Source organism: Roseomonas alba (assembly GCF_019430885.1).
Classification (GTDB): domain Bacteria; phylum Pseudomonadota; class Alphaproteobacteria; order Acetobacterales; family Acetobacteraceae; genus Neoroseomonas; species Neoroseomonas alba.
This window is the reverse complement of the sequence record NZ_JAHYBZ010000007.1, coordinates 315,501-328,263: the sequence shown is the minus strand read 5'-3', so window position 1 is coordinate 328,263 and position 12,763 is coordinate 315,501. Positions and strand designations below refer to the sequence as shown.

At 70.5% G+C, this 12,763-nt stretch carries 13 protein-coding genes; 8 read left to right on the top strand and 5 right to left on the bottom strand.

Annotated features, from left to right (window positions below):
• The first annotated feature begins 30 nt into the window (after positions 1-30).
• From KPL78_RS20740 to KPL78_RS20715, 6 genes are all read left to right on the top strand, one after another.
• Positions 31-966 (top strand): tetratricopeptide repeat protein, encoded by a 936-nt coding sequence (locus KPL78_RS20740; protein WP_219764901.1) that lies wholly within the window; start codon positions 31-33, stop codon positions 964-966.
• Between the two features lie 16 nt (positions 967-982).
• Positions 983-1,648, top strand: coding sequence for an LON peptidase substrate-binding domain-containing protein (locus KPL78_RS20735; protein WP_219764900.1), 666 nt, complete (start codon positions 983-985; stop codon positions 1,646-1,648).
• Positions 1,649-1,812: 164 nt separating this feature from the next.
• Positions 1,813-2,814, top strand: a complete 1,002-nt coding sequence (locus KPL78_RS20730) for an efflux RND transporter periplasmic adaptor subunit (protein WP_219764899.1) — start codon at positions 1,813-1,815, stop codon at positions 2,812-2,814.
• A complete protein-coding gene (locus KPL78_RS20725) occupies positions 2,811-5,957 on the top strand; it encodes an efflux RND transporter permease subunit (protein WP_219764898.1) in 3,147 nt (1,048 codons plus the stop codon). The genes KPL78_RS20730 and KPL78_RS20725 overlap by 4 nt, the downstream gene beginning before the upstream one ends.
• A 48-nt stretch (positions 5,958-6,005) precedes the next feature.
• The gene (locus KPL78_RS20720) at positions 6,006-6,206 is read left to right on the top strand and encodes a Trm112 family protein (protein ID WP_219764897.1); all 201 of its coding nucleotides are present in this window, start codon (positions 6,006-6,008) and stop codon (positions 6,204-6,206) included.
• Positions 6,206-6,574: a gamma-butyrobetaine hydroxylase family protein gene (locus tag KPL78_RS20715; protein ID WP_219764896.1), complete on the top strand. Its 369-nt coding sequence runs from the start codon at positions 6,206-6,208 to the stop codon at positions 6,572-6,574. The genes KPL78_RS20720 and KPL78_RS20715 overlap by 1 nt, the downstream gene beginning before the upstream one ends.
• On the opposite strand, the gene KPL78_RS20710 is transcribed toward KPL78_RS20715, so the two are convergent.
• Positions 6,575-6,742 carry a hypothetical protein gene (locus tag KPL78_RS20710; RefSeq protein WP_219764895.1) on the bottom strand — a complete coding sequence of 56 codons (168 nt, stop codon included), beginning with the start codon at positions 6,740-6,742 and terminating at the stop codon, positions 6,575-6,577.
• A gap of 154 nt (positions 6,743-6,896) precedes the next feature.
• On the opposite strand from KPL78_RS20710, the gene KPL78_RS20705 reads away from it, so the two are divergent.
• On the top strand, positions 6,897-7,550 hold the full coding sequence (locus KPL78_RS20705) for a PRC-barrel domain-containing protein (RefSeq protein WP_219764894.1): 654 nt from the start codon (positions 6,897-6,899) through the stop codon (positions 7,548-7,550).
• Positions 7,551-7,623: 73 nt separating this feature from the next.
• Here the strand turns inward: KPL78_RS20705 and KPL78_RS20700 are convergent, their stop codons facing one another.
• The 4 genes from KPL78_RS20700 to KPL78_RS20685 all read right to left on the bottom strand — a co-directional run bounded on the left by KPL78_RS20700 (position 7,624) and on the right by KPL78_RS20685 (position 11,268).
• Positions 7,624-8,280 (bottom strand): FkbM family methyltransferase, encoded by a 657-nt coding sequence (locus KPL78_RS20700; protein WP_255569297.1) that lies wholly within the window; start codon positions 8,278-8,280, stop codon positions 7,624-7,626.
• A 235-nt stretch (positions 8,281-8,515) separates the two neighbouring features.
• The gene (locus KPL78_RS20695; RefSeq protein WP_219764893.1) at positions 8,516-9,400 is read right to left on the bottom strand and encodes a VOC family protein; all 885 of its coding nucleotides are present in this window, start codon (positions 9,398-9,400) and stop codon (positions 8,516-8,518) included.
• On the bottom strand, positions 9,397-10,050 hold the full coding sequence (locus KPL78_RS20690; protein ID WP_219764892.1) for a glutathione S-transferase family protein: 654 nt from the start codon (positions 10,048-10,050) through the stop codon (positions 9,397-9,399). The genes KPL78_RS20695 and KPL78_RS20690 overlap by 4 nt, the downstream gene beginning before the upstream one ends.
• 54 nt (positions 10,051-10,104) lie before the next feature.
• Positions 10,105-11,268, bottom strand: a complete 1,164-nt coding sequence (locus tag KPL78_RS20685) for a cation:proton antiporter (protein ID WP_219764891.1) — start codon at positions 11,266-11,268, stop codon at positions 10,105-10,107.
• 161 nt (positions 11,269-11,429) lie between these two features.
• Between KPL78_RS20685 and aptA the strand changes: the two genes are divergently transcribed.
• Complete coding sequence (gene aptA, locus KPL78_RS20680) at positions 11,430-12,758, top strand: omega-aminotransferase AptA (protein ID WP_219764890.1); 1,329 nt, start codon at positions 11,430-11,432, stop codon at positions 12,756-12,758.
• Positions 12,759-12,763: the final 5 nt, after the last annotated feature.

Genomic DNA, 12,763 nt, shown 5'->3' with positions numbered 1-12,763 from the left:
TTATGCACCAAGACCTGAGGAATGCCTGCCATGGACGTGATCTTCGACCCCGCCCGCCAGGGCGCGCCCGCCGCCGAAGGCGCCATCAAGGATGGCGACCAGAAGACCTTCATGCAGGACGTCATCGAGGCGTCCCGCCAGGTTCCCATCCTGGTCGATTTCTGGGCCACCTGGTGCGGCCCCTGCAAGACGCTCACCCCCGCGCTGGAAAAGGTCGTCGGCTCCGCCGGCGGCCGCGTGCGGCTGGTGAAGATTGACATCGACAAGAACCGCCAGCTCGTCGCCCAGCTCACCCAGATGGGCCTGCCGCTGCAATCCGTCCCGACGGTCGTGGCCTTCTGGCAGGGCCAGATCCTTGACCTCTTCCAGGGCGCCCTGCCGGAATCCGAGGTGAAGCGCTTCGTCGAGGGGCTGCTCAAGGCCGCCGGCGGCCAGATGCCCGGCGCCGACCTCCTCGCCGAGGCCGAGGCCGCTGTGGCCGAGGGCGACCACCAGACCGCTCTCGAACTCTTCGGTGCCCTGTCCCAGCAGGAACCCGAGAATGCCAAGGCGCTCGCCGGCGTCGCCCGCGCCCTGCTCGCCCTGGGGCATGAGGAGCAGGCCCTCTCCGTCCTCGACAGCGCCCCTGCCAAGATCAAGGAAACCCCGGAGCTCACCGCCGCCCGCAGCGCCATCGAGGTCGAGATCGAAGGCCGCCGCGCCCAGGCCCAGCTTGCGGAATTCGAGGCCCGCATCGCCGCCAACCCGGACGACCATGCCGCGCGCATCGACCTCGCCATCGCCCAGAGCGCCAGCGGCGACCGCAACGCCGCGGTGGACACGCTGATCGAGGCGATCCGCCGCGACCGCGCCTGGAATGACGAGGCCGCCCGCAAGCAGCTCCTGAAGCTGTTCGAGGCCTGGGGCTTCGAGGATCCGGCGAGCAAGGCCGGCCGCCGCAAGCTCTCGGCCGTCATTTTCCGCTGAGCATCGGACAGGTGCCATGCCGGCCTTCCACCCGCGCTTCGCAGAGTTGCCGGAGGAGATTGCGGTCTTCCCGCTCTCCGGCGCCCTGCTGCTGCCGCAGGGAAGGCTGCCGCTGAACGTCTTTGAGCCGCGCTACCTGGCGATGACGCTCGACAGCCTGGCGCGGGGACGGATGTTCGGCATGGTCCAGCCCGATGCCCGCCTTCCGGCCGGGGCGACCGGGCCGGGCCTCTACGCCATTGGCTGCCTCGGCCGCCTCACCTCCTTCAGCGAGACCGAGGATGGCCGCCTGCTGATCACCCTCACCGGGCTGATCCGTTTCCGCATCGCGGAGGAACTGCCTCTCGCACCCGGCGGCTACCGCCGGGTGCGCGCGGACTATGGCAGCTATGCCGGCGACCTCGCCACGGACCCCGGTCCCACCGCCTGTGACCGCGCGGCGCTGCTCGCCGCGCTGCGCCCCTATTTCCGCGCTCGCGGCATCGAGGCGAACTGGGAGGCGGTGGAACAGACCGCCGACGCCATGCTGGTCACCACCCTGTCCATGGTCTGCCCCTTCGAGGCGTCGGAGAAGCAGGCCCTGCTGGAAGCCGCCGACACCACCGAGCGTGCCCGGACCTTGGTGACACTGCTGCGCATGGGGGGCGCGGCCAACGCGCCGTGCGAGGGCCGACCGAGCTGAGGCGGCGAGGGCGTGCGGACCCATCCTGGCGCATGGGGTGTCCTCGATCGCTATCTTCCCGCACCATCGGCGGTGGCGGGGGCCGGGTTTCCGAATTCTTTCGGTTGTTTATATGCGAAATCGCTAATATATAGCGGCGAGAAACGCCGCAGCCTGGAATCCCCATGTCCTCCCCGCACGCCGCTTCCGCCTTTCGCCGCCTGGTGCGCCTGGCCTGCCTGCTCGCCGCCCTCCTGCTTCCCGGCGTCGCGGCGGCGCAGGCCCCGCTGACGGTCGAACCCACCACGGTTGAGGACCCTCGTCCGGTCGTCGCCACGGTCGAAAGCGTCCGTGAGGTCGAGGCCCGCGCGCGCATCGCCGGCACCCTGACGCGCCTCACGGTGCGGGAGGGCGACGCCGTCACCACCGGCCAGGTGATTGCCCTGGTCGTCGATCCCAAGCACCCGCTGCAACTCGCCGCCCTCGATGCCCGGCTCGGCGCGCTCGATGCCCAACGCCACCAGGCGAGCCTCGAACTCGACCGCACCCGCGCCCTGCGCACCACCGGGGCCGCCACCCAGGCGCGGCTCGACGAGGCGACCACCGCGGTCCAGGTGCTGGACGGCCAGATCGCCGCGAGCCGTGCCGAGCGCGAGGTCTTGGTCCAGCAGCAGCGCGAGGGCGAGGTGCTCGCCCCGCAGGGCGGGCGCGTGCTCACTGTCCGCGGCAGCGTGGGCGCGGTGACCATGCCCGGCGAGACCATCGCCACCATTGCCACCGACAATTACGTGCTGCGCCTGCGCTTGCCCGAGCGCCATGCGCGCTTCCTGCACGCTGGCGATGCGGTCAGCGTCGGCGGTCGTGGTCTGTCGGGTGGTGCGCCGCTCGGCCAGGGCCGCATCGTGCTGGTCTATCCCGAATTGCAGCAGGGCCAGGTCGTCGCGGATGCCGAGGTCGCCGGCCTCGGCGACTTCTTCGTGGGCGAGCGCGTCCACGTCACCATCCCTGCCGATCGCCGCCAGGCCATCGTCATCCCCCGCCGCTACCTCATCACCGGGCCGGGCGTGGACATGGTGAAACTCGCCTCCGGTGCCCTGGTGCCGGTGCAACGCGGTCCCATGCATGGGCAGGACAATATCGAGATCCTGTCCGGCCTCGCCGCCGGCGACGTGCTGGTGCAGCCATGAGCCTCGGCCTGTCCGGGCGTCTCGCCCAGAGCTTCATCCGCTCGCCGCTGACGCCGCTGCTGCTCATCGTCTCGGTCGCGGTCGGTCTGATCGCGCTGATCGCCCTGCCGCGCGAGGAAGAACCCCAGATCAGCGTCCCGATGGTGGACATCAGCGTGCGCGCCGATGGCCTCGCCGCACCCGATGCGATGGAACTGGTGACCCGCCCGCTGGAGGCGATCGTCACCGCCATCCCCGGGGTCGAGCATGTCTACAGCCAGACTGTGGATGATTCGGTGCTGGTCACCGCGCGCTTCCTGGTCGGCACCTCCGCCGACGACGCGATCCTGCGCGTGCACGAGAAGCTGCGGGCCAATTGGGACCGCCTGCCGCTCGGCATCCCCGAGCCGCTGGTGGTCGGTCGCGGCATCAACGATGTCGCCGTCGCCGTCGTCACCCTGCATCCGCGCACGCCCGATGCCCGCTGGAACGACGCCGCTCTGCACGAGGTCGCCGACCGGCTATTGTCGGATCTCGCCACCATTCCGGAAGTCGGCCTGACCTACATCGTGGGTGGGCGGCCGATGGAACTGCGCATCGAACCCGACCCGGCGGCGCTGGCGCGGCACGGCATCACGCTCAACCAGATCGTGGACAAGCTGCGGGGGGCGAATGCCTCCTTCCAGGCGGGGCGGCTGCGCGCGGACGGCCGCACCCTTTCGGTGCAGGTCGGCGAGACCCTGCAGGGCGTGCCGGATGCCGGGCTGCTGCTGCTCACCGCCTCCGACGGTCGGCCGGTCTATCTCGGCGACGTGGCGCATATCGGTGTCGCGCCGTCGCCGCTCGAATCACGGGTCTGGCGGCTGACCCGCCAGCAGGACGGCGCCTTCCAGCAGGTCCCTGCGGTCTCCATCGCCATCGCCAAGCGCCCCGGCGCCAATGCGGTGACGGTGACGCGCGCGGTCGAGGAACGCCTCGCCGCCCAGCAGGGCCGGCTGATCCCCGCCGGCATCGTCGCCGATGTGACGCGCGACTATGGCCAGACCGCGCAGGACAAGTCGGACGAGTTGCTTTTCCATCTCGGCCTCGCGACCCTGTCCATCGTCGTGCTGGTGTGGCTGGTGGTGGGCTGGCGCGCGGCGCTGGTGACCGCCGTGGTCATTCCGGTGACCATCCTGCTGACGCTCTTCGGCGCGCTGATGCTGGGCTACACGCTGAACCGCGTCTCGCTCTTCGCGCTGATCTTCTCCATCGGCATCCTGGTCGACGACGCCATCGTGGTGGTGGAGAACATCGACCGCCACTGGGCGCTGGACCCGACGCGCGACCGCGCCACCGTCGCGGTGGAAGCGGTGGCCGAGGTCGGCAACCCCACCATCGTCGCCACGCTGACCGTCATCGTCGCGCTGCTGCCGATGATGTTCGTCTCCGGGATGATGGGGCCCTACATGGCGCCGATCCCGGCGGTAGCCTCGGCGGCCATGGCCTTTTCCTTCTTCGTCGCCATGGTGCTGACGCCCTGGCTGATGGTGAAGCTCGGCGCCTCCCATGCCAGCCATGGGGAAGGCTTCCTGGCACGCATCTATCGTGCCGTCGCGTCGCGCATCATCGAACGGCGTGCGGTCGCCTGGTCCTTCCTGGCCTTCACCGGCATCGCGATGGTCGCGTCCATGGCGCTGTTCTATACGCGCGACGTCACGGTGAAGCTGCTGCCCTTCGACAACAAGTCGGAGCTCGCCGTGGTGCTCGACATGCCTGCCGGCAGCAGCGTGGAAGATACCGAACGCGCCCTGATCGGCGCCGCCGACCTGCTACGCGCGGTGCCGGAGGTCGAAGGCGTCACGCTCAACGCCGGCACCGCCGCGCCCTTCAACTTCAACGGCCTGGTACGCCACAGCTTCGGCCGGCAGAGCCCGCGCCAGGGTGACCTCGACATCCAGCTCACTGACCGCCATCGCCGCACGCGCGAGAGCCACGCCATCGCCATCGACATCCGCAACCGGCTCGCCGCCCTGCCGTTGCCGGCCGATGCCCGCCTGCGCGTAACCGAGGTGCCGCCTGGCCCGCCGGTCATGGCGACGCTGCTCGCCGAGATCTACGGCCCCGACGCCGCCACCCGCCGCGCCGCGGCCGAGAAGGTGCGAGGGGTCTTCCGCGGCCTCGACTTCCTGGTCGATCAGGACGACACCATCGCCGATCCGGGTACGCGGCTGCGCATCCGCATGCTGCCCGACCAGCTCGAATTCCATGGCGTCGAGGAAGCCGCCGTGGCGGATACGATCCGGGCGCTGCTTGGCGGCGTGGCGGTGGGCTGGTCGCATCGCGGGGCGGGGCGCAACCCGCTCGCGCTGATGATCCGCCTGCCCAAGGACCGGCTGCATCTCACCGAGGAACTCCTCGTCACCCCGGTGCCGGGCCGCCGGGGCCCCGTGGAACTCGGCGATCTGATCCGCGTCACCGAGGAGCCCGCCTCCCCGCTGATCTACCGCCGCAACGGCCGCAACGCGGAAATGGTGATGGCCGAGCTCGCCGGCCGCTACGAGGCGCCGATCTACGGCATGATCGCTGTCGCCGACGCGTTGCGCGGCATGCCCGGCGCGCCGGAGATCCGCCTCTGGGGCCAGCCCGACGATCCCACGACGCCCGTGCTGCTGTGGGATGGCGAATGGGAGGTCACGCGCATCACCTTCCGCGACATGGGCATGGCCTTCGCGGTGGCGCTGCTCGGCATCTATGTGCTGGTGGTGGCGCAGTTCCGCAGCTTCACCCTTCCGCTGGTCGTGCTGCTGCCGGTGCCGCTCGCGCTGCCCGGCGTGGTGCTCGGCCATGCGCTGATGGGCGCGGCCTTCACCGCGCCGTCGATGATCGGCTTCATCGCCCTCGCCGGCATCATCGTGCGCAATTCCATCCTGCTGGTGGATTTCATCCGCCATGCCCCGCGCGACGGGCGCAGCATCCGCGCCGTGGCGCTGGAGGCCGGCGCGGTGCGCTTCAAGCCCATCGCCCTGACCGCCGCCGCGGCCATGATCGGCGCCGGCTTCATCCTGGCCGATCCGATCTTTCAGGGGCTGGCCGTGGCGCTGCTGTTCGGGCTGCTGTCCTCGACGTTGCTGACGGTGCTTGCCATCCCGGCGGTGTACCGGGTGTTGCGCGACCCGACGTGACGCGCCATTGAGGCACCGGGAAGCCCCAGCCAGAGGACGCTTCGTTCCATGTCCACCGAAACCGCCCCGCCCGCCGGCACCGTCGATCCGCGGCTGCTTGAAATCCTCGTCTGCCCCGTGACCAAGGGGCCGCTGCGCTACGACCGGGAGAAGAACGAGCTGGTCAGCGAGCGCGCCGGCCTCGCCTACCCGATCCGCGACGGCATCCCGATCATGCTGCCCGACGAGGCACGCAAGCTCGCCGGCTGATGTCCGCGCCCTCCGAGATCCGGTTGAAGCGTGCGGAACAGGTGCTGGAAATCGCCTGGCCGGACGGTGCCCGTTTCCGCCTGCCGGCCGAGTATCTGCGTGTGGAAAGCCCTTCCGCCGAGGTCCAGGGCCATGCCCCGGACCAGAAGGTGATCGTCGCCGGCCGCCGCCATGTTGGCATCATGCGCGTCGAGCCGGTCGGCCATTACGCGGTGCGTATCGTCTTCGACGATCTGCACGACACCGGCATCTACGCCTGGGACTACCTGCGCAGCCTGGGCGAGGAACAGGAGACCCGCTGGGCCGCCTACCTCGCCGCGCTCGGCGCGCGGGGCCTGTCCCGCGACCCGCCTCGGCGGGGCGGCTGATCAGCCGGCCGGGACCTCATCGACCATCGCGGTCAGCCAGCGGCCGGCCTTGTCGCGATAGATCACCCACCAGGGATCGCCCGCCTGCTCCGGGGCGATGCCATAGCGTGCCAGGCACTTGCCATGCGGCGTGCGGACGGCGATCGGCAGGGTGAAGACGTGGAACATGGTCTCTCTCCGCTTCAACGACTGCCACGGTAACGGCGCGCCCGGGCCTGTGGTTCCCTCCGGTCACGCCATTGTGCGCCAACCCACGGCGTTGCGGTGGCGTTCACCCTGCGACCGGCCCTGACGCCGGCATCACACAGCAGGAGAGACCAACATGCCGAACACGAATCGGATGCTGCCCGCCGCGCTGGCCGCCGCCCTGGTCGTCGCCCCGGGCTTCGCCTTCGCCCAGACCGCCCGCGACGGCACGCCGTCCAACCCGCCTTCCGACGCCGTCGGCCGCACTGTGGACCGCGCCACCGGCCAGCCCACCCGGCCCGACGGGACGCCGGGTAACCCGCCGTCCACGGCGGTCGGTCGTACCGTGGACCGCGTGACGGGCCAGCCGACCAATCCGGACGGCACCGGCAACAATCCGCCCGGCACCGCCGTGGGTCGCGCGCTTGAACGCGCCGGGACCGCGGTCAGCGACGCCGCCCGCTCCGTGACGCCGAACAGCGCGCCCGCGACGACCGCGACGCGGGAGGTCCGGCCGAGCAACCGCGCCAGCAAGATCATCGGGGCCAACATCTACAACGAGGACGGCCAGTCCATCGGCGAGGTCGAGGACCTGATCGTGCAGCGCGACGGCGGTGCGCCGGTCGCTGTCGTCTCCGTCGGGGGCTTCCTGGGCATCGGCGCGCGTCTGGTCGCCGTGCCGCTGAACGAATTGCGCTTCGCGGAGACGGATTCGCGCTGGACCCTCGCCGGCGCGACCAAGGAAAGCCTGCAGGCCCGTCCGGTGGTGAGCTACGCCGCGCGCGGCTGACGCAGAGCCGGGGAGGGACACCGTCCCTCTCCGGGATCGGCCTGACGCTGCATCGTGGCGTCAGGCCCCTTCCTCAGACGAGGGTTGCGGGATTCCGTCCCGCATAGACATCGCCGCTATTCGCCGCGTGCGGCAATTCGGCGATCCAGCGAGCCATGGCGTCCAAGCCCTGTGGCACGGGATGGGCGAAGGCCATGCTCTCCCCCAGGCAGGCGTTGAAGTGCCGGTAGCCGAGCGCCGCCAGCCGCTCCAGGCAGGCCAGGGCAATGTTCCGCTGGATGGTGGTGAACTCGAAGGACAGCGCGCGTGGCGGTCGTGACAGGCCGCGCAGCACCTCGGCCTCGAAGCCCTCCACGTCGATCTTCACGAAGTCCGGTACGCCATACCGATCAGCCAGCGCGTCGAGCGTGGTGACCGGCCGGACGATCTCCGCATCCCAGCGCTGCCCCTCCCAGCCCGCCGCGCCATCCGCCGCTGCGATGAAAGCGTCGGACGCCGTGGCGACGGTCGGATTGGCCGTGTTCAGCCGAAGCACCGCCTCGCCCGGCGCGGCGCCGAGCAGCGCCGGCACCAGGGCGACCCCCGGATCGCGATGGAAGATCAGCCGCAGGGCCCGGAGCAGCCGCGGCTGCGGTTCGACCGCCACGACCCGTGCCCCCAGTCGGCGGAAGCAAGCCGTCCGGTCGCCGACATGCGTCCCGACATCGAAGGCGAGGTCACCGGCTGACAGGAAGTGCCGGTAGAACGCGTCCAGCAGCGCGGCGCGGCCCGGGGCGTAGTAGGTGCGCAGGGATGCGCCGACGGCCTTCGCGAAGGTGGTCAGGGCGCAGGAAGGTCGGGGGAGAGAACTCCCCCGAACCCCCTCCTTTTTCTGGTCACCTGGTACCGGCCGCCGCTGTCAGTCTCCAAGAGCGAAATAACGGTGGGGGATTCGGGGGAGGTGTTCCTCCCCCGTTCTTTCTTCTTCACGCGAACACAACCGCTGCGCCTGCGGCAAAGGCAGGCGGTACCATCACCCCGCTCGGTGTCTCGACCGTCGGAATGCCCTCCAGCACCTTCCGCGCGGCCGCGCCGCCATCCGAGGTCCGGATCACCATCCCCGCCATGAAGGGGGAGGCCGGCGGCGTCACCCCCGGCAGCACGCCGGGCAGCGCCGCCTCGGGCAGCATGCGCACGCGGGTTTCGATCGCCGGGGCGAAGGGGCCGGCTGCGCCGGCTGCACCGGGGAAGCGCAGCAGGAAGCCGCCGGCCGGGTCGGGTTCCACCGGCAGCCCGGTCAGGCGGGACAGCCGGGCGGCCGTCTCGGCCGGTTCGGCGGCGGACAGGATCACTTCCTCCAGCGCCTCGGCCTTGTTGGCGTGGTCCATCCATTTCGGGTTCCACACCAGCTCGGGCGTCAGGTGCTGGATGAGCTGGACGCGACCCTCGGGCGGGTCGGGGAAGGGCAGGCGGGCGAATTTCGCGATGGGGCCTCCGGCCTCGACCGGGCGTTCCAGCCAGGCGATGCCGGGGATGTCCAGCCCCGCGGCGCGGAGCCGCGCCAGGTTCGCCTCGGCATCCGTCACGGCCAGGGCGAGGATGTGCATCCCGGCATAGCGATCGAGGAACTTGTTGAGCGTGTTGTCGTAGAGCGCCGGGTCGAGGATCGCGATCAGCTCGATATAGCCGTGCTTGAGGAAGGCGCAGCGATTGCCCGACCCGAACTGCTCCACCGGCAGGTCCGGCCGCCGCCGCCCGGATTGCTGGGCGATGGGCGACAGCGAGAAGCCGAGCCGTTCATAGGCCGCGGTCAGCGGCCCCAGGTCGCGCGCGGCGACCCCGACATGGTCCAGGGCTACGGCGATGTTCATGCAGGGTTCTCATATTTGTCGAGGAGCCAGGAGGCAGGTTCGGCCGCCGCATCCGCATACCAGCGTTCCATCAGCGGATGTGCCCGTACCGCAGCGACATAGGCCTTCGAGGTCGCGGTCAGGTCCGGCTGCCAGGTGAGGAAGCGGCAGACCACCGGGGCGAACATGACATCCGCCGCGCCGAACCCGGCGCCGAACAGGAAGGGCCCGCCATGGGCCGCCAGCGCCTCAGCCCAGAGGGCTTCGATCCGCGCGATGTCCTCCAGCGCCTCGGGCGTCCGGCGCTGGCCGGGGAATTCCCGCAGGATGTTCATCGGCATGGCCATGCGCAGCCCGCGGAAGCCGGCATGCATCTCGGACCCGACGGAGCGCGCATGCGCCCGCACCACGCGGTCGGCCGGCCACAGCCGGGGCGCGATCTCGGCGCAGTATTCCAGGATGGCGAGGCTTTCCCAGATCCGCGCCCCGTCATGTTCCAGATACGGCACGGTGCCGGACGGCGTCAGCCGCTTGACCTCGGGCGAAGATCCGCCGGCGAGGGGCAGCACCACCTCCTCGACATCCAGCCCGGCGAGCCGCACGGCGAGCCAGCCGCGCAGCGACCAGGACGAATACCGCTTGGTGCCGATGACGAGGCGACCTTGAGCCATGCACGCGCCCTCCTCCCGGCGCGGGCGGAGACTGCCACGGGGGCGCCCCGGCGCCTATCGCTTCAGCCGGTGCAGGCCGAGCGTGGGATAGACCAGCATGGTCAGCACCCCGCCGCCGACCAGGCTCGCCGCCTGCCAGCCCGGCATGGCACCGCCCTGCACGGCGATGGCGGCGATGGCGACGACCAGCGGCAATTGCGTGCCGGCATGCAGTGCCAGCGCCTGGCGTTCCGGCCGGTCCAGGTCCTCGCGCGCCAGCAGCAGCATGGGCAGCCCGCGCACCAGCAGCATCAGTCCCGCGAAGACTGGCACCATGGCCAGCGCGCGCAGGTCGGTAACCAGCGCGACGACATCGAGGCGCATGCCCGAGGTGATGAAGAAAAGCGGGATCAGGAAGCCGTAGCCCAGGCCGTCGAGTCGCGCGAGCAGCGCCTCATGCTGATGGTGGGGCAGGGCGGCGCGCACCACGGCGCCCGCGACGAAGGCACCGAGGACGAGGTCGATGCGCAATTCCTCGGACAGCGTGATCAGCGTCACCATCAGCAGCATGACGAGCCGCAGTGGGAGCTGCCCGGAACTGTCCATGGTCCGCGCCACGAGTGCGGCCAGATGCCCGTGGGTCGTCCGCGCGGCGACCATCACGGCGGCGGCGGCGCCCACCGCGAAGCCGACCAGGATCAGCGCCTGGCCCGCCGCTCCGGCGCTTCCCGCGAGGATCAGGGACAGGGCGATCAGCGGCGCGGCCTCCCCGATCGCCCCGGTCGCCAGCACGATCGGGCCGTAGGGCGGGCCGAGCCGCCCGGCATCCCGCAGGATGGGCAACAGCGCGCCGACAGCCGTGGTGGTCATGGCCAGGCCCGTCAGCAGCGGGGCCTCGATGACCCCGACCGCGGCCAGGGCGAATCCCGCCGCGCCGGCCAGCACGGCCGACAGCGCCCAGCCGCGCCAGGCGAGCCGCAGCGGTCGGCCCTTCAGCACATCCGGATCGACCTCGAACCCCGCCAGCAGGAACAGCACGCAAAGGCCGAGGGTGGACAGCACCGTCACGACAGGCCCGGGGTGGACGAGGCCCAGGATCTGCGGCCCGATCAGCACGCCGGCGGCGATCTCCAGCACGACCCCCGGGATGCCGAGGCGGGGAAACAGGGCGGGCACGCCGGCGGCCACCGTCATGGCGGCGAAGACGACCACGACGCTCAACAGATCGATATGGGTCATGGCTGCCCGATTGCCCCGCAGGTGATCCGCGCCGCATCCGGCCGTGTTTTCCGTCACCATACAAGAGGTTACCGCAGTCCCGCGCACCGATCCCGGGACGCGCCGCTTGCCCCCGGACGCGGCAAGGTGTTGTTTGCCGGCCTGCCCGCCCGGAGACCCCGATGAACGAGATCAGCCGCCCCAATTCGCTCGACGCCTATTGGATGCCGTTTTCCGACAACAAGTACTTCAAGGGCGACACCTCGCGCATGCTCGCGCGGGCCGAGGGCATGTCCTACTACACGCCCGACGGGAAGGAGGTCCTGGACGGCACGGCGGGCCTCTGGTGCTGCAACGCCGGCCATGGCCGCGTCGAGATCAAGGAGGCGATCCAGAAGCAGGCCGCCATCCTGGACTACGCGCCGACCTTCCAGCTCGGCCACCCCATCGCCTTCGAGGCCGCGGCGCGCATCGCCGAGATGACGCCGGAAGGCATGGATCGCGTCTTCTTCACCAATTCCGGGTCCGAGAGCGCCGATACCGCGCTGAAGATCGCGCTGGCCTACCACAAGGCGCGCGGGGACAGCGGCCGGGTGCGCATGATCGGGCGGGAGCGCGGGTATCATGGCGTCGGCTTCGGCGGCATGTCGGTGGGCGGCATCGGCGGCAACCGCAAGCAGTTCGGGGCGCTGCTGCCCTACGTGGACCATCTGCCGTCCACCCACCTGCCGGCCAAGAACGCCTTCTCCCGCGGCCTGCCGCATCATGGCGTGGAACTGGCCGACACGCTGGAGAACCTGGTCGCCCTGCATGGCGCGGAGACCATCGCCGCCGTGATGGTGGAACCCGTGGCGGGGTCGACCGGCGTGCTGGTGCCGCCCGTCGGCTATCTCCAGCGCCTGCGCGAGATCTGCGACAAATACGGCATCCTGCTGATCTTCGACGAGGTCATCACCGGCTTCGGCCGCCTCGGCACGAATTTCGGCGCCGAACGCCTGGGCGTCGTCCCCGACATCATGACCATGGCCAAGGGCCTGACCAACGCCGCCGTCCCGATGGGCGCGGTGGCGGTGAAGAACGGCGTCTATGACACGGTGGTCAATGGCGTGGCCGGCGGGATCGAGTTCTTCCACGGCTACACCTATTCCGGCCATCCGCTGGCGGCGGCGGCGGCCATCGCGACGCTGCAGCTTCATCAGTCCGAGGACCTGCCCGGCCGCGCCATGGCCATCGAGCCGTATTGGCAGGACGCGATGCACAGCATGAAGGACGCGCCGAACGTCATCGACATCCGGGATTTCGGCCTGATCGGCGGCATCGAGCTGTCCTCGCGCCCCGGCAAGCCGGGCGCCCGGGCCATGGACGTGTTCCGCCGCTGCTTCGATGCCGGCGTGCTGGTTCGCGTGACGGGGGACATCGTCGCGCTGTCCCCGCCGCTGATCATCGAGAAGCCGCATGTGGACCGCATCGTGAATACCCTCACCGACGCGATCCGCGCCGAAGCCGCCTGAGCCCG

What these genes read in the sequence shown, in the direction of transcription:
- KPL78_RS20685 (WP_219764891.1), bottom strand. Translation starts at nt 11,268, where the DNA reads ATGACCCATATCGATCTGTTGAGCGTCGTGGTCGTCTTCGCCGCCATG.
- aptA (WP_219764890.1), top strand. Translation starts at nt 11,430, where the DNA reads ATGAACGAGATCAGCCGCCCCAATTCGCTCGACGCCTATTGGATGCCG.
- KPL78_RS20695 (WP_219764893.1), bottom strand. Translation starts at nt 9,400, where the DNA reads ATGAACATCGCCGTAGCCCTGGACCATGTCGGGGTCGCCGCGCGCGAC.
- KPL78_RS20725 (WP_219764898.1), top strand. Translation starts at nt 2,811, where the DNA reads ATGAGCCTCGGCCTGTCCGGGCGTCTCGCCCAGAGCTTCATCCGCTCG.
- KPL78_RS20715 (WP_219764896.1), top strand. Translation starts at nt 6,206, where the DNA reads ATGTCCGCGCCCTCCGAGATCCGGTTGAAGCGTGCGGAACAGGTGCTG.
- KPL78_RS20690 (WP_219764892.1), bottom strand. Translation starts at nt 10,050, where the DNA reads ATGGCTCAAGGTCGCCTCGTCATCGGCACCAAGCGGTATTCGTCCTGG.
- KPL78_RS20730 (WP_219764899.1), top strand. Translation starts at nt 1,813, where the DNA reads ATGTCCTCCCCGCACGCCGCTTCCGCCTTTCGCCGCCTGGTGCGCCTG.
- KPL78_RS20705 (WP_219764894.1), top strand. Translation starts at nt 6,897, where the DNA reads ATGCCGAACACGAATCGGATGCTGCCCGCCGCGCTGGCCGCCGCCCTG.
- KPL78_RS20710 (WP_219764895.1), bottom strand. Translation starts at nt 6,742, where the DNA reads ATGTTCCACGTCTTCACCCTGCCGATCGCCGTCCGCACGCCGCATGGC.
- KPL78_RS20735 (WP_219764900.1), top strand. Translation starts at nt 983, where the DNA reads ATGCCGGCCTTCCACCCGCGCTTCGCAGAGTTGCCGGAGGAGATTGCG.
- KPL78_RS20720 (WP_219764897.1), top strand. Translation starts at nt 6,006, where the DNA reads ATGTCCACCGAAACCGCCCCGCCCGCCGGCACCGTCGATCCGCGGCTG.
- KPL78_RS20740 (WP_219764901.1), top strand. Translation starts at nt 31, where the DNA reads ATGGACGTGATCTTCGACCCCGCCCGCCAGGGCGCGCCCGCCGCCGAA.